Origin of the sequence: Shimia sp. MIT910701, from assembly GCF_047126315.1 — a bacterium.
In the GTDB taxonomy this organism is placed as follows: domain Bacteria; phylum Pseudomonadota; class Alphaproteobacteria; order Rhodobacterales; family Rhodobacteraceae; genus Shimia.
Genome location: NZ_CP138953.1, coordinates 4,465,194 through 4,484,451, shown reverse-complemented (window position 1 = coordinate 4,484,451; position 19,258 = coordinate 4,465,194). Strand labels below are relative to the sequence as shown.

Below are 19,258 nucleotides of genomic sequence, written 5' to 3'. Positions count from 1 at the left end.
TATCACGACTGTTTTGCGGAGGTGCGCGTTTTTGATGAAAAGCGACGGGCGCAACGGTCGGTGCGGCTACGAATTGTAGCGATTCTGCGCGTTTGGGTTGAGTGCCTGGCAGTGTGCTTGAGGGGCATAAGTGTGCTTGAGGGGCATACAAGCCTTATGTGGTCTTCAGTTGGCGTAACGGAAGGTTTTGGGAATGGTTCCGAACTGATTTCCGGTGCCTGTCACGATGAGTTTTTGGCCGACCTCAATTGCATTCCACTGATCTTCAGAGACACCGCAAAGACGGTTCCAGAACGCGGGGAGATCGTCAAATGTCAGTCCTCTCTTGCACGTTTTTTGGCTTCGGATTTTTCCAGTCACAATATGCTCGTGTGAAACAGTGCTGCCATTAATTGCGGCCGACGCCAGCAGGCCAGAGTGCAAAAGTTCCCTGGTGCCTAAGCTGTACATAAGGAATATGCCCACGGTCAGGACAAGCATTTTGGGGTGCCAAGAAAAACGTCCATTGTGCGCCCTGCGATCAAAGAAGACAACGAAAGACGCACCGAACAGACCCACCGCGCCAGCTCCTGTGAGAACCACATTCGAAAGGGTGCTGTCGGTGTAGTCAGCATGGAGCAGAAAATTGTAGCCAAACTGGTTCACAAGGAAGCCGATGCATCCAGCAAGAAAGGCATATAAGGCAGTCAAATTGCCCCATCGAAGGGGGCCACGCAGCGACCGACCGCCTTCTCTCATGATGTTGTCCACGCTTGGGGGTGTCACTTGAGTGCTCCATATCTATGGATGGTTTTCTGTATGTATGCAGTTCTTTCCTATGGATACAATGTGCTGTCGGAACGGAATTTGCGTGGCTTCAAGGTTATTGTGACTCCACCGCCCGTTGGTATAGATGCCAGGTGGTGTGGCCCAGAATTGGCAATGTGAAGATTAACCCCAAGAATGCAGGGACCAGCGACAGCAGCATGGTGGCGGAGATGATTGCGGCCCATGTCAGCATGACCACGGGGTTCTCTTTGACCACATGCACAGAGGTCAGCATAGCGGTCACAAAATCGGTTTCGCGATCCAACAGCATCGGCATGGCGATTACGGTCACCGAAAACAGCGCGGCGGAGAGCAGGGCGCCGGCGCAGGTGCCGATGGCGAGGAAGGTCCAGCCTTCAGGCGTGAGGAAGACCACGTTCAGAAAGCCAGCGAAGTCAGAGAAAGACGCGTCTTGTAGGATGATCGCGAGCCAGAGGCGGACTTGGTAGACCCAGACCCAGAAAATGAAGAGCGTGACAAAGGCCATCCAGCCCATCTCGCGTTTGCGCTGGCGGGCCATGACGGTGAAGATGTCGGACCAGGTGAAACTTTGCCCTGTTTGGCGGCGGCGTGACATTTCATAGAGGCCTGCGGCGGCAAAGGGTGCGACCAGAGGGAAGCCAACCGAGGCCGGGATGATCATCCAGATTTTGCCAAGCCACGCCAGACACCAGACAAAGAGGATGCCGAAGGCGGCATAAAACAGGCCGAAAAAGCCGCTCATCACCGGATGGGCGAGGAAGTCGTCAAACCCGGATTTGAGCGCGTCAGTGACGTCTTGCGCCGACAGTTTGTTGGTGCCGGGGATGAGCTGTGGCCGTGGGGGCAGCTTTTCCGGCGCGCTGGGCTTGGTGGTCTCGGATGTCATGACATGGGCCTCCCTTACCAATGAGTGTGCGGTAAGGGATGGTGATCCGGCAAGGGGTGTGTGTTCAGTCGAGTGGAGACGCTTGCAGCCAAACGCCCCCTTCGGGGCGCAGAGTGAGGATCATCACTGGCTTGGGCGGTTTGCCCTCAACCAGATCAAAGCGGAAGCGTTTTAGGAGAGTGGCAAGCACAATCACCGCTTCCTGAATGGCAAAGCTGGCGCCGATGCAGATGCGGGGTCCGTCGCCGAAAGGCAGGTAGGCGTAGCGGTCGATGGCTTTGCGGTCGGCAAAACGTTCCGGCTTGAAGGCGTCGGGATCGTCCCAGAGCAGACGATTGCGTTGCAAGGTGTAGATCGGGATCATGACGGTGTCGCCGGGTCGGATTTCGCGGGCGCAGAGCATGTCATTGGTCTGCGCGGTGCGGGAGATGATGCCCGCCGGTGGGTAGAGGCGCAGGGTCTCGTCGATGATTTGGCGCACATAGGTCAGCTGCATGGCCTGGTCGCCGGTAATCGCACCATCATCGCAGATGTCGGCAATTTCGGCGCGGGCCTTGTCTTGAACGTCTTGGTCAAAGGCGCAAAGATAAAGCGCCCAGGCGAGGGTGAGCGCGGTGGTTTCGTGGCCTGCCACAATGAAGGTCAGCAGGTTGTCGCGCAGCTCTGCGGTGTTCATGGTTTTCTTGGTTTCCGGATCGACACCGGCGAGCAGCAGGTCAAGTAAGTCTGGCGTGTCTTTGGCCCCGCGCGCCCTTCGGGCTTCAATGGCTCTGTCGGCGACCTGCTTCATGTCGCCCACGGCGTTGCCGGACATCATGCGGCCGGGACGCGGCACCCAGTCGGGCACACCCAGCATATCCAGGAGCGAGATTTTGCCGGCCTCGGCGATGTAGTCATCGATGGCCTGATGCACTTTGGAGCTGTCAAAGCTGCCGTCGCCGGAGAACGTCACTTCGCTGATCACGTCAAAGGTGGTCTGCACCATCTCGCTCATCATATCGACGGCGTGGGGGGCTTGGTCCGCGATACGGCTGGCGGCGCGCTCGGCGGCCTGTGCCATGACTGGGGCGAGATTGGCAATGTTGCGATGGGTGAACACCGGGGCTGCGGCGCGGCGTTGCCACCGCCAATGGGCGCCTTCGGCGATGAACAGGCTGTCGCCAATAGCCGGGCGCAGGATGTTCTTGGTGGCTTTGGACTTTGGGTAGTCGTCTACCTTTTCGAGAAGAATGCGGCGGATCGCGCCCGGGTCCATGACCATGTGCCAACGCAATCCGGTGCGGCCGGAAACCATGGGCTGGCGCACGGCGAGTTCCGGCAGGATCGAGAGCAGATTGCTGCGGGCGGCTTTGAGCGAGCCAAACAGGCCCAGTGGCTCGGTGGCCAAGGCGGCATGCACGGGCAGCGGGCGCTTTGGGGCGTCAGGGGCTGGTGCGAGATGAGACATCATGGTTCTCCTTACGGAGCAGAATAGGCGAGGGATCAGAGTGCACAAAGCCTTTGATTGCGCGGACACAGGCAATCCGATATGCCAACGGCAACTTATTGAGGAAGAGTGGCGGAGAATAATGCCCATGTTCAGACTGGTTGCATGCATCGCGGCGTTGGCCGCGCTGGTGTCTTGTACGGCGCCCACCAAAGAGGTCACCGACGAGCCGCTGGATCTGGGCGACTTTGTGCTGGGCCATAACATCGTGGTCGCGCCGGACATCCAGAAGGGGCCGCTGTCGCGTGAAGCGGACACTGAGGCGTTTATTGCCAGCATGAAGAATGCCATCGATGCCCGTATGGGCGCGTCGCGCTATAATGGCACGCGGCTGGTGCATTTTGGCGTGAACATCAACGGCTATGCGTTGGCCCAGAAGGGCGTGCCGCTGATCCTGCAGCCAAAGTCTGCGATCATCATCACCGTGACCGCCTGGGATGACCGGGCCGGAGCGAAGTTCAACGAAGAGGCCAAGGAAATCTTTGTGCTGGAATCCTTCACGGGCTCCTCGCTGATCGCCTCCAGCGGCTTCTCGATGACCGCGGAAGAGCAGATGGCCAACCTGACCTACAATGCGGCGCGGCAGATCGAAAAGTGGATGCATGAAAACAGCGCCTGTCTGGTGGATGATGTGGCGGCGGCAGACCTCGCCAAGTGTTGGAAAGACAACAAGAACGAGGAAATGCGGCAACGGCTGCAGGAGCAACAAGCGAGCCAGGGATAATGCACGCTTGATTTTTGGCGCGTAACACCATATGTCGCGCGCGGTAGAGGAAAACGGGCCAATGTGGCCCCACCAAAATTAGAAGGCGCCCGAGATGGCTAAGGAAAAGTTTGAGCGCAGTAAACCGCACTGCAACATCGGCACCATTGGTCACGTTGACCACGGTAAAACCACGCTGACCGCTGCGATCACCAAGCAGTTTGGTGACTTCAAAGCGTACGACGAAATCGACGGCGCGCCTGAAGAAAAAGCACGTGGTATCACCATCTCCACCGCGCACGTGGAATATGAAACCGACGCACGTCACTACGCCCACGTTGACTGCCCAGGCCACGCTGACTACGTGAAAAACATGATCACCGGTGCGGCGCAGATGGACGGCGCGATCCTGGTTGTGAACGCGGCTGACGGCCCAATGCCACAGACCCGTGAGCACATCCTGCTGGGCCGCCAGGTTGGCATCCCTGCCATGGTTGTTTTCATGAACAAAGTGGACCAGGTTGACGACGAAGAGCTGCTGGAACTCGTTGAGATGGAAATCCGCGAGCTGCTGTCTGAGTACGAATTCCCAGGCGACGACATTCCTGTGATCGCCGGTTCCGCTCTGGCGGCTCTGGAAGACCGCGACGACAACATCGGCAAAGAGAAAATTGCTGAGCTGATGGCGGCTGTTGACGAGTACATCCCACAGCCACCACGTGCGACTGACCAGCCGTTCCTGATGCCAATCGAAGACGTGTTCTCGATCTCTGGCCGCGGTACTGTTGTGACCGGCCGTGTTGAGCGTGGCGTGATCAACGTTGGCGACGAAATCGAAATCGTTGGCATCAAAGACACTCAGAAAACCACCTGTACCGGTGTTGAAATGTTCCGCAAGCTGCTGGACTCCGGTGAAGCGGGCGACAACATCGGCGCGCTGCTGCGTGGTGTTGACCGTGAAGCGGTTGAGCGTGGTCAGGTTCTCTGTGCCCCAGGTTCCGTGAACCCACACACCAAGTTCGAAGCAGAAGCCTACATCCTGACCAAGGATGAAGGTGGCCGTCACACGCCATTCTTCGCGAACTACCGTCCACAGTTCTACTTCCGGACCACTGACGTGACCGGCACTGTTGAGCTGCCAGCGGGCACCGAGATGGTGATGCCTGGTGACAACCTGAAATTCAACGTTGAGCTGATCGCCCCAATCGCGATGGAGCAAGGCCTGCGCTTCGCGATCCGCGAAGGTGGCCGCACCGTTGGTTCCGGTGTTGTGTCGAAGATCGTTGAGTAAGGGTGCTTTTGCGTAAGCAAAACGCCCGTAAGGCGACAGGGGCTTTCAAGTCCGCTTGAAAGTTCCCGAAAGCCACTTCGGTTCAGATTACGGAAAGGCCGCCCAATGGGCGGCCTTTTTGCTTTGGGGTGGGGGGCGAGGTGAGCCTAGACACGCCAATTATGCGCAATGCGGGAACGGCAGCGACCGAGTCAGGGCACTCATTTCGCGTGCGCCTTGCGACTGTCGGACGGAGCCTGCTCGCGGTCGAACTTACCGTAGTCACGTATGACGCTGGCGATGCGGAGTCGGTAGTCCTCAAACACAGCGGCCCGCCCCCTTGCCTGCGCCCCGCGATGCTCATTCAAATTGCGCCAGCGAGCAATTGCTGCTTCATCTTCGAAGAAAGAAAGAGACAAGATTTTGCGTGGGTCAGTCAGGCTCTGGAAGCGTTCAACCGAGATGAAGCCCTCGATCTGATTCAGCATCGGACGCATCTCGGACGCGATGTCGAGATATCCCCCTTTGCACCCGTCCGCCGGTTCGACTTCAAAAATGACCGCGATCACGTTTCGACACCAGGATTGTGTGGCGCAGAAGCGAGCTTTAGGAATGTTCTGTCTTCACGCAGCAGGAATTTCTCTTTCTGGGCAAACTTGTAGTTCTCACGGCCAATGGGGTCTGCTGACAATCGCGACCTATAAGCTTCATAGTCTGCGAGGCTTTTCACATTGTAGATCCCGTAGGCGAGCGTGGATGACCCTTCATGGGGGGCATAATATCCGATCAGATCTGCGCCACAGCGCGGGATCGCCTGCCCCCAGTTGCGGGAATACTCTTCAAACTGAGCCTTTTTAGTGGGGTCAATTTGGTAGCGAATGATACAGGTCAACATTTAAGGATCCTTTCAGTTTGTTTTTTCCGGTCTACCTAATTGCGATAAGTAGATGCTTCGATTAGGGTCGAACTATGAAGGAAGGTCCAGATATTGCACATGTCGCCGCGCTGATCGGTGACCCTGCCCGCGCCAACATGCTGACCGCGCTCATGGGCGGCAAAGCCTTGACCGTGAGCGAGTTGGCAGAAGAGGCAGGCGTTACCATTCAGACCGCCAGCTCTCATCTGTCGAAACTTGATGGAGGCGGTTTGTTGCGTCCTCGCAAGCAAGGTCGACACAAGTATTTTTCTCTCGCAAATGACGACGTTGCGCATGTTTTGGAAGGCTTGATGGGGTTAGCTGCGGGATCGGGCCGTCTTCGCAAACGTACCGGGCCAAAAGACGCCGCGTTGCGACAGGCACGCGTCTGCTACAACCATCTTGCAGGAGAGTTGGGTACGCAAATGTTCGACAGCTTGATTATGCAGGGCCATCTAGTCTTTGACGGTAATGACCTCCATCTAACGCGTTCCGGCCAAGCATTTGTAACAGAGCTCGGAATTGATTTAGCTGAACTACGCAAAAACAAATCAACGCTGTGCCGTGAGTGTCTGGACTGGAGTGAACGCAGGTCACATCTGGCAGGCAGCCTTGGCCGTGCGTTCCTCAGCCGATTTGAAGGTCTTTCGTGGGCCAAGCGCGATCAGACAACCCGCGTGATTTCATTCTCGGCAAATGGAATCGCGGAATTTAAACGACTTTTCCCTGCTGTTTGACCTTGCCTGAAAGTCGGGACCAGACATTGGCACAGCCGCAGCGAAAGCTCACTTTGTACGCATAGGGGGCGAAAAGGGGCGATGCGGGGGCGTCACTCAGTGCCAGATGAGTCTAGGCTGATGTGTTGGGGTTCTCTGAAGGCTTGCCCAGTGCCGCATCAGCGGCATCGGTGATCTCGTCGAGCGATTGTTGCAGGCTCAGTCGCAGGGCTTCGGTTTCGTCTTCGGTGGGTTTGCGTGGCACCGCGTCGGTCCATTCCTGACAGGTGATGATCCCGCGCGAAAACGGCAGGGGCAGCATTTGCTTGTCCCAGGTCGGTAGGCGCAGGACGCGTTTTTGCGCGAAGGCCAGCGTGAACACCCGCGCGCCGGTGGAGCGTGCCCAAATCAGTGGCACGGTGGAGGCGACGCGGGCAGGGCCGCGGGGGCCGTCGGGCACCACACCCAGCGAGCAGCCTTCGCGGTGGCGTTTGAGCACTTCACGGGACAAGGTCACGTGGCGTTGGTGGCTGGACATTGGGATGGTTTCCCAGCCCAGACGCACGAGGATTTGCCCGGCGAGCCGTCCGGCACGGGCGGCGGAGGTGAGCGAAACCACGCGGGCGCCCTTGGGGGCGTTGACCATATAGGGGCCAAGAATCAGCCGTTGGTGCCACACTGTGGTGATCACAGCCTCACCGCGGGCGAGGCAGGCGTCGAGTTCTTCACAGCCGGTGCGCTCAAATCGGGAGGTCTTGAAGGCGAATCGTACATAGGCGGCAAACATGCCTTCCACGGCGCGGTTCACACGCGGGCTATTGGCGATGTTTTTGCGCAAACGATTGAGCGATTGCTTCAGCGACATGGGGGCAAAACCTCTTGAGTGCGCACCTCTCATACAGGGGCAATTCAAAGTTGACCAGTCTTGCGATTTTTGCGCGTTTTACCTCTTGCCACCGGCGCGAGGGTGCCTTACGAAACACCCCACGTTAGGGGTATAGCTCAGTTGGTAGAGCGACGGTCTCCAAAACCGTAGGTCCCGGGTTCGAGCCCTGGTGCCCCTGCCATTTCCCAAAGATTTGGACACGTCTCAAAGCCCCTTCGGGGGCTTTTTGTTTTGTGGTTTGGTGTGAGGGCAGGACTAGCTGTCTTTGCCCCACTCGGCGTCCTGCATTTCACGCAGGCGGGAGGCGGTGCGTTCAAACTCAAAGATGCCCTCGCCCTCAAGGTAGAGCATTTCCGGCTCGGCGGCGGCGGAGCAGATCAAGCGGACCTTGGCTTCATAGATCGCGTCAATCAGAGTCACGAAACGTTTGGCTTCGTTGAAATTGTTGCGGCTGAGCGTGGGGATGTCCTCAAGGATCAGCACTTTCACCGCATTGGCCACCGCAAGATAGTCGCCGGGGCCAAGCATCTTGCCGCAGAGATCAAAGAAGCTCGCGCGGCCAATGCCGTTGCGGTAGGCGGGCAGGGTGACTTCGCGGCCCTTTACGGTGAGCACCAGCGGCTCGGCGGCACCGCCGGTGAGATCGTCCCAAATGGCGCGGATTTGCGCGCGGGCCTCAGACCCGGCCTGCACAAAGTAGACCTGATTTCCGGCGAGGCGGTTTTGGCGGTAGTCGGTGGGGCTGACCATTTCCCAGACCCGCATCTGCTCTTTGATCAGGGCGATAAAAGGCAGAAAAAGCTGGCGGTTGAGGCCGTTTTTATAGAGATCATCCGGGATGCGGTTGGAGGTGGTGACAATCACCACACCCGCCTCAAACAGTTGCTCAAACAGGCGCCCGACAATCATCGCGTCGGTGATGTCGGTGATCTGCATTTCATCAAAGGCCAGCACGCGCACGCTGGCCGCCACAGCTTTGGCAACGGGTTGCACTGTGTCCTCAACACCTTCGGAACGAGCCTTGTGCATGGCTTCGTGGATTTCCTGCATAAAGGCGTGAAAGTGTACACGGCGCACGGGCACGTTAAGGCTGTCGACAAACAAGTCCATCAGCATGGATTTGCCGCGTCCAACACCCCCCCAAAGATAGAGGCCCTGCACCGGCTCTGGGGTGGATTTGCGGAACCAGCTTTTCTTCATAGGCTTGGCCAGATCACTGCGGATGCGTTCAAATTCCGGCAGCACCGCGACCTGGGCGTCGTCGGCGTGTAGGGTTCCGTCAGCCACGCGGGCGGCGTAAATCTCGGGCAAGCTATCCATACAAACCCCTTAGCCAATTGAAGCGGTGAGGAAAAGGGCCACGCCGGACCCTATGACAGACTGTTATGAGGGGGTGAACAAATGCTGAATTGACCTTAGGTGCTTCATTTGTTCAGAATCCGCCTGCGCAAACAGGAGCAAGATGATGAGTGCCAAGACCCCGTTGATGTCCCCGGTTTTGATGGTGGGCTGTATCATCATCCTTGTGAGCTTTGCCATTCGGGCGAGCTTTGGGGTGTTTCAGATCCCGATTGCCGAAGAGTTTGGCTGGCTGCGCAGTGAGTTTTCGCTGGCGATTGCGATTCAGAACCTGGCCTGGGGCATTGGGCAGCCGATTTTTGGGGCCATTGCCGAGAAGATTGGCGACCGGAAAGCGATCATTCTGGGTGCGTTGACCTATGCGGCGGGGCTGGTGCTGTCGTCCTTCGCAGTGACGCCGGAAGCGCATCAGATGCTTGAAATCCTTGTGGGATTTGGTGTCGCAGGCACCGGCTTTGGTGTGATCCTTGCGGTGGTCGGCCGGGCGAGTTCGGATGAGAACCGCTCGATGTCTTTGGCCATTGCCACGGCGGCGGGATCAGCCGGTCAGGTGTTTGGGGCGCCGATGGCGGAATGGATGTTGTCGTTCATGAGCTGGCAGCAGACTTTTGTGGTGTTTGCGATTGCGATTTTGGCGGTCCTGCTGCTTTTGCCCGCGATGCGGGCGCCAGCGGCGGCGAGCAAAGAAGAGCTGCAGGAGAGCATGGGCGAAATCCTGAAGCGGGCCTTTAAAGATCCGTCTTACACGTTGATCTTCCTGGGCTTCTTCAGCTGTGGCTATCAACTGGCCTTTGTCACCGCGCATTTCCCGGCGATGATCACCGAGATGTGTGGGCCGATTGCGCCGGGCTCAACGCTGGCAAATATGGGGATCACTTCGACGTCTACGCTGGGCGCAGTGGCGATTTCGCTGATTGGTCTGGCCAATATTGGCGGCACCTTGCTGGCCGGTTGGGCGGGCAAGCACTTCCCGAAAAAGAACCTGTTGGCAGGGATTTACACCGGGCGCACATTAGCCGCAGCGGTCTTTATTCTGATGCCGATTACGCCGATGAGCGTGATTGTGTTCTCTGTGGTGATGGGCTCGCTGTGGCTGGCAACCGTGCCGCTGACCTCCGGTCTGGTCGCGCATCTCTATGGGCTGCGCTACATGGGCACGCTTTACGGGATTGTGTTCTTCTCCCACCAGCTTGGCAGCTTCCTCGGCGTGTGGCTGGGTGGTCGGATGTACGACCTGTATGGTGACTACACACTGGTGTGGTGGGTTGGTGTTGGCGTGGGCGCGTTCAGTGCAATTGTACACCTGCCGATCCGCGAAAATCGGACGCCAGAGGCTGTCGCCGCATAGGGGCAAGTGGGGGCCAGCCCCCACACCCCCGGGATATTTTGAGCAAGAAGAAGCGCTTGCGTTAACCAACCGAAACCTACGTCGGTACTGCGTCGGTATCGTGACTGTTTTGCAGAGGCAGGGAAATTTCAAGGCCGTTGCGGGTTATCGCAGCGGCCTTTGCTTTAAGAAGAGCTTAGGACTGTGCCGCTTGCCACTGATCGAGAATGTAGCGGCTGGTCATCAGGTCGAGGTGCGCGCCGCCGCCGTTTTTGAACAGGGTGATTTGATCGTCCGAGGTGCGGGTGAACTTGTCGAGGCTGTAGTAATCCGCCAGCACGTCTTCGCGGGTGATCACGCCTTCGGCGAGCGGGATTTTCAACTCGCCAATGTGATCCAGCGTGGTGTCGTAGCTGTCGACAAAGAGGCTGGCGCGGTTGAGGGCGGTGTTGTCGATTTCGCGCATGTCGGGGCGGTAGGCACCGATCAGGTCGATGTGCTGGCCCGGTTGCAGCCAATCGCCGCGCAGGGTGGGTTCGGTGGACATGGTGGCGGAGGTCACGATGTCAGCCTCGCCGAAAGCCTGTTCGAGATTGGTCGCGACCTTAAGGCCGTCGATTTCGGCGGCCATTTTTTCGGCGTTGGCCTGCGTGCGGTTCCAGACCGTGAATTCTGCGTCAGGGAAGACGGCGGAGTAGGCGGCGTGCAGATTGCGGCCCACGGTGCCTGCGCCGACGATCAGGATTTTGGAGCTGCCCGGGCGGGCAAGGCGGCGGGCGGCCAAGAGGCTATCCCCAGCGGTTTTCCATTTTGTGACCAAGTGGAAGTCGATCAGCGCGGACAGGATGCCGTGGGCATCGTCAAACAGCGTGACCGCGCCGTGGATCATCGGCACGTCCTGAGACGGGTTGTCCGGGAAGACGGTGGCAGATTTCACCGCGATGCCAAGGCCGTCGATCCAGGCTTGGCGCTGCAGCAGCGTGTCTTTGCCGCGGTAGAGGAAGCTGTCGGAGATTTCCGCTTTGGGCAGGCTGTGGCCTGCGGCGAGCGCATCGGTCAGCCCAAGCCAGTTGATATTCTTCTCGCCCTCGTCAAAGGAGATGATCGTGGTCATTTGGCTTCCTCCTCGGTGAGCAGGCCTTCTGCAACGAGGCGGTCGGCCCAGCCCTGTGGGTGTTCAAACAGGTGGGTCTGCCAGCCGCGTGCCGCAGCCGCTGCGATGTTGTGGGCGCGATCATCGGTGAACAACAGGCGGTTTGGCGCGATGCCGCAGTCTTCCTCGACATGGGCGTAGATTGCCGGATCAGGCTTGATGAGTTTCAGGCGGCCGGAGACATACTCGCGGTCAAAGCGATTGAGAAACGGATAGACCGCTTGGGATAGGGGGAAGTTGTCGTGGCCAAAGTTGGTCAGGGTGAAGACGGTCACGCCTTTGTCGACCAGCGCATTGAGCAGGCGCACGGAATGGGGAATGGCCGGGGCGGCCAGGTCGTTCCAATTGTCGTTCCACATGCGCAACTCGGCCTCATACTCAGGATACTGCGGCACGAGGCTTTCGATCATGCCGGGCAGGGAGGCCCCGGCGTCGATCTGTTCATGGTGGTGATGGATGTTGGTGTCGGCAAAGAAGGCTTTGCGGCGGGCTTCGCCGACGGTGCGGTCGTAGAAGTTTTCCGGCTGCCACTGGATCAACACATTGCCAATGTCAAAAATCACGGCGTCAATTTGCGACATAATTTGCCCCTGAAAGAATGGTTTGCGCCGACCTTAGTGGGCGCAAGCTGGGACGCAAGTGGGGACTGCGTTGGGCTGGGCTTAGCGGCGCACGCGGGGACGGTCCGGCACCGGCGCGCTGCCCACTTTGGCTTCGCGCCAGAACACAAACAGACCAGCGCCAATGATAAGGGTCATGCCGATCCAGGTGGTGGGCGCAGGCCATTCGCCAAAGATCACGATGCCAAACAGCACGCCCATGGGCATGGCTGCATATTCCAGCGGGGCGATCAGACTGGCCTCGGACACGCGGTAGGCTTGGGAGATGAAGAAGCCGCCAAAGGCGATGGAGCAGCCGAGTAGAAACAGGATGGGCCAATCGGCGGTGGCGGGCCAGTGCCAGGCGCGCAAAAGAAAGCTGATCATCTCGCCGCCCGCGTTTTCATAGGCCCCATGGCCGAGCAGCAGGCCGACACAGGCGGAGACCACAATAAAGACGATCTGGATGAATACGGCCATGGTGGCGGCGCTGTCGGTGGTGCCGATTTTGCGGGTTAGCACGTGCAGAAGCGCATAGGCGACGGCGGAGACCAAGGGCAGCAACAGCGCGAGATTGAAGTCGGAGGCGCCAGGGCGGATCATGATTAGGACGCCAATCATACCCGCGGCGACGGCGGCCTTGCGGCGTGGGCCGATGATCTCTCCCAGCAAGACGGCGCCAAAGAGTGTGATCAGTAGAGGCGAGATGAAGAACACGGCCATGGCGTCGGCCAGTGGCAGCACGGCCAGGCCGAGAAAGAAGGTGGTGTTGGCAAAAACCACACAGAGGCCGCGCAGGCCGTGCATGCCGAGGCGTTTGGTGCGCAGGGCCGAGAGCCCGCCTTGGAATGGCACGATCACAATCAGCAGAATGGCCAATCCAATCAGTGAGCGGGTCAGCACAATTTGGTGCAGCGCGTAGTCGCCGGAGAGGAATTTGATTGCCGCGTCGTTGATGGCGAAAAAGAAGGTCGCGATCAGGGCGGAGAGCGGGCCAAGAGGCAGAGTTGTGCGGGGCTGAGACATGGGCGCAGAAGGGCGGGATTCGCCGGCGAGGTCTAGGTCAAAAACGACCTCCACGGGAAAAGCCGTTGAATTGATTGCGTTTAAAGATGTTGACGGAAGAGATACAATGCATAACCATCGAGTTATGAAACTAATTGGTTATGAAAGCCCTGAGTTGAACGCGGTTTTTGCTGCATTGGCTGACCCGACCCGCCGCGCGATTTTGGCGCGGCTGTGTGAGGGCGAGGCCAATGTGCGCGACCTGGCGGAACCGTTTGAGATGAGCCAACCAGCGGTGTCTAAACATTTGAAGGTGTTGGAGGCCTCGGGGCTGATTGAGCGCGGGCAGGTGGGACAAAGCCGCCCGGCCTATTTGAAGGCGGCGCCGATGAAAGAGGCGGTGGATTGGATGGAGCAATTCAGCCGTTTCTGGTCCGGCAGTTTTGATCAGTTGGACGCGCTTCTTGAGACCATAAAATCTAGCGAAAAGGACGATTTGAAAGATGAGTGATTTGCCGATCTATATGTACAAGCGCACGTTTGAAGGCACGTTGGGCCAGATTTGGCAGGCGTTTAGTGACCCTAAGCTGCTGTCGGTCTGGTATGGGCCGGGGGTGGAGACGGTGATCCACGAGTTTGACCTGCGTCCCGGCGGGCGGTGGCTCAATGAGATGCGCATGGGCGAAAAATCGGACTATAGTCGCATGGACTTTCAAGAAGTGGCTGAGGGCGACAAGATTGTCTGGTTGCATCACAGCACCGATGAGAACTGGGAACAGGCGCCCAATCCGATGATGCCAAACTGGCCGCAGAAGCTTTTGACCACGGTGACGTTCAGCGAGCAGAACGGGCGTGGTCAGGTGAAGCTCGAGCAGGTGCCAGTGGATGCGACGGAAGACGAGATTGCCTGTTTTGCGCAGATGATGGGCAATATGGACAGCGGCTGGGGCAAGGGCTTCGATTTGCTGCAAACCCTGCTGTAACGCGCCAAAACGCTATTTTCTTTGCCAAAAACGCCTGTCTCGGCTTACGCTGGGGCAGGCGTTGCGGTGTTTTTGGACTGTTTTGCGCAAAGGGGATGACATGAAATATGCGGTAGTTGCGGCTTGTCTTGCAGGCTGTATGAGCGGCGCGGGGATGGCGCTTGCGGAGGATGCGGGGGCGTTCTGGCAGCCTGCGCGGGAGAAATTCAACCAGCTGTCGGATGAGGCCTGTGACGGCAACGGGCGGGCGTTTCGGGAGTTGATGCAGGCGGCCATTATGGAAGAACACCCGGTGGCGCAAAATGATCTGGCCTGGGTGTTTGCCACGGAGCGGTGTCAGTTTTTTGCCGATGACATCGAAGCGGTGGCAGACCTGCAAAAGCAGGCGGCGGATGCAGGCTATCCGGTGGCGCAGAACAACATAGGCGTGAAGCTGATGCAGGGGCAGGGCATCGCCAAAAACGTTGATCTGGCGATTGATTATTTTGAGGCCGCGATGCGCGCGGGCTATGGCGAGGCGGCGGCGCAGTTGGGCATTTACTTTGCCGAAGGTGTGCATGTGGAGCGCAATATCGCGCGGGCGGATCAGCTTTGGGAGGAGGCGCAGTTCCTTGAGGCGGATCAGGACATGCTCGACCGGCTGGGGGATGCGCTCAATGCCGCCGCGCCTGCGCCGCAATTGGTGAAGATCTCGGACGGCTGGGTCTATCGCGATGGTGAGGCGGGTTGGAACCTGGTGCAGAACAGCGCCCTCGTGGCCACTGTTCTGGTTGGTTACGATCGAGAGTTTCAGGAATATTACTACGGGTTTTACCGGGTGTCAGACGATCCGATGATCCATCTTATGGGGGCGTCGGTGGAACATGCCGGTGGGCGACAGACCGAACTCGATATGAATGGCTGTGGCGGGCAGAGTTGTCTGACGGACTATGGCGACAGCGCGCAGGTGCGGATTCCGATTACCGCGCGCAATCAAGCGCCAATGCTGGAGGCGTTTAAGTCCGGCAATACGGTGAAATTCCGCTATCAGACCCAGGCCAGCTACGCGCAGGATCAGTTCAAAACCATGACGATGGGTCTGAAAGGCTCCCGCAAGGCGATTGAGGCGTTGGAGCGAGAGGCGGCTTTGTCGCGGCCCTCATCGGTGCCAGCGACACCAGCCCCCCAAACTTCTATGCCACAGTCCGCACCAACAGCGCAGGCGGCAGTGGCGGAGCCGAGCTATACTGGCGGCACGTCCTACTATCATGAGGATACGAAAGACGGAGATATCTTCTGTGCGGCGGAGGATCGGGCGGACTTCAGTCCGGGGTTCTACAAAGAGCTGACCCAACGCCAGCAGGACAGTTGGTTAAACCCCATGGGAGGGCAGTTGAAACCGGCGGCCTCGGAGTATTTGCGGACGGCGACCACCTTGTGGCAGAGCGGGTTGCACGCAAGCAGCAATGGAAATCTGGTGTTTTACAAAAACGGCGCCGTGAAGGAACTGCAACACACGGCGCGCGATGGCGTGTTTGACATTTATGAGGTGATGGCGGGCAGTTGGCAGCAGGAGGACGGGCGCGGGATTGTGATGCGCCTGAAATCCAAATGGAACTATTGGGGCATGGGGCATCGCTACTTCGAATGCACCGGTGGCTCCGTGGCGCGTACCCGTGTCTATGGATATCGCGACGGCAATTCCAAGGCCAATTGGCGCAGCTGCAGCATACAGTTCAACTGTGTGCATTGGAGCGACAAACATCCGGAGAAACAGCCCGGGGACTATTATGGCTCACTGATTGAATGGGCCCCCGGCGACGTTGCCCCAAAACAACTGAAGTGGAGTCAGCTGCAACTCAAAGGGCGGAACTAGCGCGGCCCTTTCCGGCTTCTCATTCCCCCAATATCCCTGCCGGAGGCTCCCGAAGGTGCCACTGGCGCGGCGATCAGCGTTTGGCCGCGCGCAGCTCGCGTTCGAGCGCATCCAAAAAACGGGACCGGTCGGCTTTGGTGAAGCCTTTGCCGCCGCCTTGGCGGAAAGGATCGGCGGCACGCAGGTCGGCCATGAGGTCGCGGGTGGCGAGCACGTTGCCGATGTTCGCCGCTGTCAGCGCCTCGCCGTTGTGTTTGAGCACGCGCGCGCCGCTTTCCACACATTTGGCTGCCAGAGGGATGTCGCCGGTGATGACCACGTCGCCTGTCTTGGCGCGGTCGGCGATCCACATGTCAGCCACATCGGGGCCTTCGGGCACAATCACGTTTTCCACCAGCGGGTTTTGCGACGGGCGCAAGCCGCCGTTGGAGACCACGTAGATTTTCACTTTGTGGCGGGTGCCGACGCGCTCGACTTCGGCTTTCACCGGGCAGGCATCGGCATCCACGTAGATGGCTGTCATAGGTAGAGGTCTCTCTTAGTCCGCATAGAGCGCTTCGGCATGGAAGGCGATGTGCTCTTCCATGAAGGTAGAGACAAAGAAGTAGCTGTGGTCATAGCCTTTTTGCAGGCGCAGGGTGGCTTCCTGACGGCGGGCATTGGCGGCTTCGGCCAGCGCTTCGGGGCGCAGCAGGTCGATGAATTGGTCGCTGGTGCCGGTATCGACCAGCACAGGGCCGTCAAAGCCGTTTTCTTTCATCAAGAGCGTGGCGTCATGCGCGGCCCAGGTGGCTTCGTCATTGCCGAGATAGGCGGTGAGCTGTTTGCGACCCCAGTCCGACGCGGTGGGGTTGGCGATCGGGGCAAAGGCTGACACGGAGCGGAAGCGACCGGGCAGGGACATGGCCATGGTCAGCGCGCCGTGGCCGCCCATGGAGTGGCCCATAATTGATTGGCGGCTCAGGTCGACGGAGAAGTTTTCCTGCAGCATCGAGGGCAGGTCTTCGGTGATGTAATCCCACATGTTGTAATGCGGCGTCCACGGGCCCTGGGTGGCGTTGACGTAGAAACCTGCGCCTTTGCCAAGGTCGTAGGCCGGATCATCGGCCACATCATCGCCCCGAGGCGAGGTGTCCGGGAAGACCAGCGCCACGCCTTGTTCGGCGGCCCATTGCTGTGCACCGGCTTTGGTCATGGCGTTTTCATGGGTGCAGGTCAGCCCGGACAGATACCAGATCACTGGCACGGGGCCGGTTTGGGCTTCCTCTGGCAGGAACAGACCAAAGGTCATCTCACAGCGGGTGCTGTGCGAATTGTGGCTGTACACGCCTTGGGTGCCGCCAAAGGCGCGGTTTTCTGAGATGATCTCCATGGGAAGGCCTCCTGCCAAAAAGGGTCGGCGTTCACGATGTCAGAGTTGGGAGACCCATGCAATCACAACGCTGACTGTGGCGATGGATATGACTGTGGAGAACAGGATTGCAGCAGAAGCGCGATGGGGCGCGACGCCATAGTGTTGCGCCAACATGTAGACGTTTCCGGCCACGGGGAGCGCGGCGGCGGCGATCACCACGGAGGCCGAATAGGTGTCGATCGGCAGGAGCCACAACACGGCGACGGCAACAAACAGCGGGTGCAGGATCAGTTTGGCAAAGGTGAGCCAGAGCGCGACTTCGACCCGCTCGGCGGATTTGCCTGCCAGTGAGGCGCCGATGGCAAACAGCGCGCCGGGGGTGGCCGCGCCGCCCAGGATGGCGAGAAATTCGTTCATCGGGTCTGGGATCGGGATTTCCAGCGCAGACCAGACAAAGCCCAGCGAGATGGCGACAATCATCGGGTTGCGCAGCAGGCCGAGGGTGACGGTTTTGAGCACGCCGATGTGCATACGCCCGTCGCGGCTGCCGGTGATCAGGATCACAATCAGGCTGGAGAAGACAATCAGATCCACCGCCAGCACCATCATCACGGGGCCAATGGCCTCCGCCCCCATCAAGAGGGTCAGCATGGGCACGCCGAGGAAGCCGACGTTGCCAATGGTGGCGCATTGGGCCTCGACGGCGGCAGTGGCGATATCCTGTTTACGCAGCATGGCCACAAGCGTGGCGAGGCCGTAGATGGCGAGGCAGCCCACCAGATAGCCGCCAATCAGGCGCCAGTTGAGCACCTCGGCGAGGCTGAGATTGGCGGAAAACCGGAAAAGCATCGCCGAGAGGGCGAAGTAGAAGACAAACTTGGTGAGGTAGGCTGTGGCTTCCGCAGAAAAGAAGCGGGTGCGCCCGGCCCAGTAGCCCAGGCCGATGATTGCAAAAAACGGTAGCGTTTTCAGAAAGATTGCCAACATGCGTCAGCCTTAGCAGGTTTGTGGGGCTTGGCAAATGGAGGAGTAAGTGCCGCTTCTAGTCGAGGTGGAAATGCGTCTCGATGGGGGATGTGCACAAGCACCCAAACGGTGTTCTTAGACCTTTCAGATTTGTGAGGAGCAAGTGCTTGCCGGGACGGAAGCGCGCGGTGTATTGTCCCCGTTACACTCACCGGGAGGCCGGATAACGCCTATGAGAGATATATGACTGACACCGTGGCCATCCTGAAAAAGGGGCGCAAATTTGCACAGGTGGTGGACAGCGCGCGGGCGTTGTTCATGTCGCACGGCTTTGAAAGCGTGAGCATGGATGTGATCGCGCAGAATGCCGGGGTCTCTAAGGCGACGTTGTACAACTATTTCCCGGACAAGCGGATGCTGTTTGCCGAAGTGGCAAGGCGGGAGTGCATTTTGCAGGCAGAGGGGCTTGAAGCGCAGGTGGATCTGGCGCGGCCCGTTCCAGAGGTGCTGGGCATTGTCGGGCGCGGTTTGATGGCGATCATCCTGTCGGACTTCGGGCGCAATATGTTTCGGGTTTGCGTGGCCGAAGGCGAGCGGTTTCCCGACATTGGGCGGCAGTTTTATGAGACCGGGCCGGGGATTTTGAAAACCCGCCTGATCGAGTTCTTCTACATGGCCGAGGAGCGCGGTGAGCTGGAAGTGGATGACTTTGCGTTGGCGGCGGATCAGTTTGCCGAGCTGTGCAAAGCGGGACTGTTCTTGCGGCAAGTGACCGGCGTGCAGACCAAATTTGCCCAGGAAGAAATCGACTATGTGGTGGATGGCGCGGTGGCGACCTTCATGGCGCGCTACGGCGCACGGGTCTGAAATGTCACGGCGGCAAACGTAGAGATCTGCGAAATTTGACGGACCGAGGCCAATCTATGGTAGGCTTTGTGTAATTGACTTGCGCGTTTGGCGTGAATTTTGGCCCGGCGCGCTCCCAATAGCTTTGTTTAAACTGTT

21 protein-coding genes and 1 tRNA gene are annotated in these 19,258 nt (G+C 58.8%); 9 read left to right on the top strand and 13 right to left on the bottom strand.

Annotated features, from left to right (window positions below; translation table 11 throughout):
* Positions 1-165: 165 nt before the first annotated feature.
* From SIB38_RS22065 to SIB38_RS22055, 3 genes are all read right to left on the bottom strand, one after another.
* Positions 166-750: a hypothetical protein gene (locus tag SIB38_RS22065; RefSeq protein WP_294119453.1), complete on the bottom strand. Its 585-nt coding sequence runs from the start codon at positions 748-750 to the stop codon at positions 166-168.
* A 112-nt stretch (positions 751-862) separates the two neighbouring features.
* Complete coding sequence (locus tag SIB38_RS22060; RefSeq protein ID WP_412551049.1) at positions 863-1,675, bottom strand: DUF2189 domain-containing protein; 813 nt, start codon at positions 1,673-1,675, stop codon at positions 863-865.
* Positions 1,676-1,739: 64 nt separating this feature from the next.
* The gene (locus SIB38_RS22055) at positions 1,740-3,122 is read right to left on the bottom strand and encodes a cytochrome P450 (protein WP_294119449.1); all 1,383 of its coding nucleotides are present in this window, start codon (positions 3,120-3,122) and stop codon (positions 1,740-1,742) included.
* Positions 3,123-3,249: 127 nt separating this feature from the next.
* Here SIB38_RS22055 and SIB38_RS22050 point away from each other — a divergent pair, with 127 nt between their 5' ends.
* Complete coding sequence (locus SIB38_RS22050) at positions 3,250-3,885, top strand: hypothetical protein (RefSeq protein ID WP_294119448.1); 636 nt, start codon at positions 3,250-3,252, stop codon at positions 3,883-3,885.
* 94 nt (positions 3,886-3,979) lie between these two features.
* Positions 3,980-5,155 carry an elongation factor Tu gene (gene tuf / locus SIB38_RS22045; protein ID WP_412551048.1) on the top strand — a complete coding sequence of 392 codons (1,176 nt, stop codon included), beginning with the start codon at positions 3,980-3,982 and terminating at the stop codon, positions 5,153-5,155.
* A gap of 200 nt (positions 5,156-5,355) precedes the next feature.
* Here tuf and SIB38_RS22040 read toward each other — a convergent pair whose 3' ends face one another.
* Entirely contained in the window at positions 5,356-5,703 is a 348-nt protein-coding gene (locus SIB38_RS22040) for an antibiotic biosynthesis monooxygenase family protein (RefSeq protein WP_294112672.1), read from the bottom strand.
* Positions 5,700-6,029 (bottom strand): NIPSNAP family protein, encoded by a 330-nt coding sequence (locus SIB38_RS22035; RefSeq protein WP_294112673.1) that lies wholly within the window; start codon positions 6,027-6,029, stop codon positions 5,700-5,702. Before SIB38_RS22035 ends, SIB38_RS22040 begins: the two co-directional genes overlap by 4 nt.
* Before the next feature lie 74 nt (positions 6,030-6,103).
* On the opposite strand from SIB38_RS22035, the gene SIB38_RS22030 reads away from it, so the two are divergent.
* Positions 6,104-6,787 (top strand): ArsR/SmtB family transcription factor, encoded by a 684-nt coding sequence (locus tag SIB38_RS22030; protein WP_412551047.1) that lies wholly within the window; start codon positions 6,104-6,106, stop codon positions 6,785-6,787.
* Between the two features lie 112 nt (positions 6,788-6,899).
* On the opposite strand, the gene SIB38_RS22025 is transcribed toward SIB38_RS22030, so the two are convergent.
* The gene (locus SIB38_RS22025; RefSeq protein WP_412551046.1) at positions 6,900-7,631 is read right to left on the bottom strand and encodes a lysophospholipid acyltransferase family protein; all 732 of its coding nucleotides are present in this window, start codon (positions 7,629-7,631) and stop codon (positions 6,900-6,902) included.
* 126 nt (positions 7,632-7,757) lie between these two features.
* Here SIB38_RS22025 and SIB38_RS22020 point away from each other — a divergent pair.
* A tRNA-Trp gene (locus SIB38_RS22020) sits at positions 7,758-7,833 on the top strand.
* Between the two features lie 74 nt (positions 7,834-7,907).
* Here SIB38_RS22020 and zapE read toward each other — a convergent pair.
* Positions 7,908-8,972, bottom strand: coding sequence for a cell division protein ZapE (gene zapE, locus SIB38_RS22015; protein WP_412551045.1), 1,065 nt, complete (start codon positions 8,970-8,972; stop codon positions 7,908-7,910).
* A gap of 145 nt (positions 8,973-9,117) precedes the next feature.
* Here zapE and SIB38_RS22010 point away from each other — a divergent pair, with 145 nt between their 5' ends.
* Entirely contained in the window at positions 9,118-10,359 is a 1,242-nt protein-coding gene (locus SIB38_RS22010) for an MFS transporter (RefSeq protein ID WP_412551044.1), read from the top strand.
* 175 nt (positions 10,360-10,534) lie between these two features.
* On the opposite strand, the gene SIB38_RS22005 is transcribed toward SIB38_RS22010, so the two are convergent.
* The 3 genes from SIB38_RS22005 to SIB38_RS21995 form a co-directional block, all read right to left on the bottom strand.
* Positions 10,535-11,452 (bottom strand): ornithine cyclodeaminase family protein, encoded by a 918-nt coding sequence (locus SIB38_RS22005; RefSeq protein WP_294112682.1) that lies wholly within the window; start codon positions 11,450-11,452, stop codon positions 10,535-10,537.
* A complete protein-coding gene (locus SIB38_RS22000; protein ID WP_412551043.1) occupies positions 11,449-12,072 on the bottom strand; it encodes an HAD family hydrolase in 624 nt (207 codons plus the stop codon). The genes SIB38_RS22005 and SIB38_RS22000 overlap by 4 nt, the downstream gene beginning before the upstream one ends.
* A gap of 81 nt (positions 12,073-12,153) precedes the next feature.
* Positions 12,154-13,116, bottom strand: a complete 963-nt coding sequence (locus SIB38_RS21995) for a DMT family transporter (RefSeq protein WP_294112684.1) — start codon at positions 13,114-13,116, stop codon at positions 12,154-12,156.
* A gap of 124 nt (positions 13,117-13,240) precedes the next feature.
* Between SIB38_RS21995 and SIB38_RS21990 the strand changes: the two genes are divergently transcribed.
* From SIB38_RS21990 to SIB38_RS21980, 3 genes are all read left to right on the top strand, one after another.
* Positions 13,241-13,606 carry an ArsR/SmtB family transcription factor gene (locus SIB38_RS21990; RefSeq protein WP_294112686.1) on the top strand — a complete coding sequence of 122 codons (366 nt, stop codon included), beginning with the start codon at positions 13,241-13,243 and terminating at the stop codon, positions 13,604-13,606.
* Positions 13,599-14,078: an SRPBCC family protein gene (locus tag SIB38_RS21985; RefSeq protein WP_294112688.1), complete on the top strand. Its 480-nt coding sequence runs from the start codon at positions 13,599-13,601 to the stop codon at positions 14,076-14,078. Before SIB38_RS21990 ends, SIB38_RS21985 begins: the two co-directional genes overlap by 8 nt.
* Before the next feature lie 100 nt (positions 14,079-14,178).
* Positions 14,179-15,933 carry a tetratricopeptide repeat protein gene (locus tag SIB38_RS21980; protein ID WP_412551042.1) on the top strand — a complete coding sequence of 585 codons (1,755 nt, stop codon included), beginning with the start codon at positions 14,179-14,181 and terminating at the stop codon, positions 15,931-15,933.
* Between the two features lie 73 nt (positions 15,934-16,006).
* On the opposite strand, the gene SIB38_RS21975 is transcribed toward SIB38_RS21980, so the two are convergent.
* The 3 genes from SIB38_RS21975 to SIB38_RS21965 are packed head-to-tail and all read right to left on the bottom strand — an operon-like array spanning position 16,007 to position 18,274.
* Positions 16,007-16,456, bottom strand: coding sequence for a YaiI/YqxD family protein (locus SIB38_RS21975; RefSeq protein WP_294112692.1), 450 nt, complete (start codon positions 16,454-16,456; stop codon positions 16,007-16,009).
* 15 nt (positions 16,457-16,471) lie between these two features.
* On the bottom strand, positions 16,472-17,305 hold the full coding sequence (fghA, locus tag SIB38_RS21970) for an S-formylglutathione hydrolase (RefSeq protein WP_412551041.1): 834 nt from the start codon (positions 17,303-17,305) through the stop codon (positions 16,472-16,474).
* A gap of 39 nt (positions 17,306-17,344) precedes the next feature.
* Complete coding sequence (locus SIB38_RS21965) at positions 17,345-18,274, bottom strand: AEC family transporter (RefSeq protein WP_294112696.1); 930 nt, start codon at positions 18,272-18,274, stop codon at positions 17,345-17,347.
* Positions 18,275-18,496: 222 nt separating this feature from the next.
* Between SIB38_RS21965 and SIB38_RS21960 the strand changes: the two genes are divergently transcribed.
* Positions 18,497-19,120: a TetR/AcrR family transcriptional regulator gene (locus SIB38_RS21960; protein WP_294112699.1), complete on the top strand. Its 624-nt coding sequence runs from the start codon at positions 18,497-18,499 to the stop codon at positions 19,118-19,120.
* The last annotated feature ends 138 nt before the right edge of the window (positions 19,121-19,258 follow it).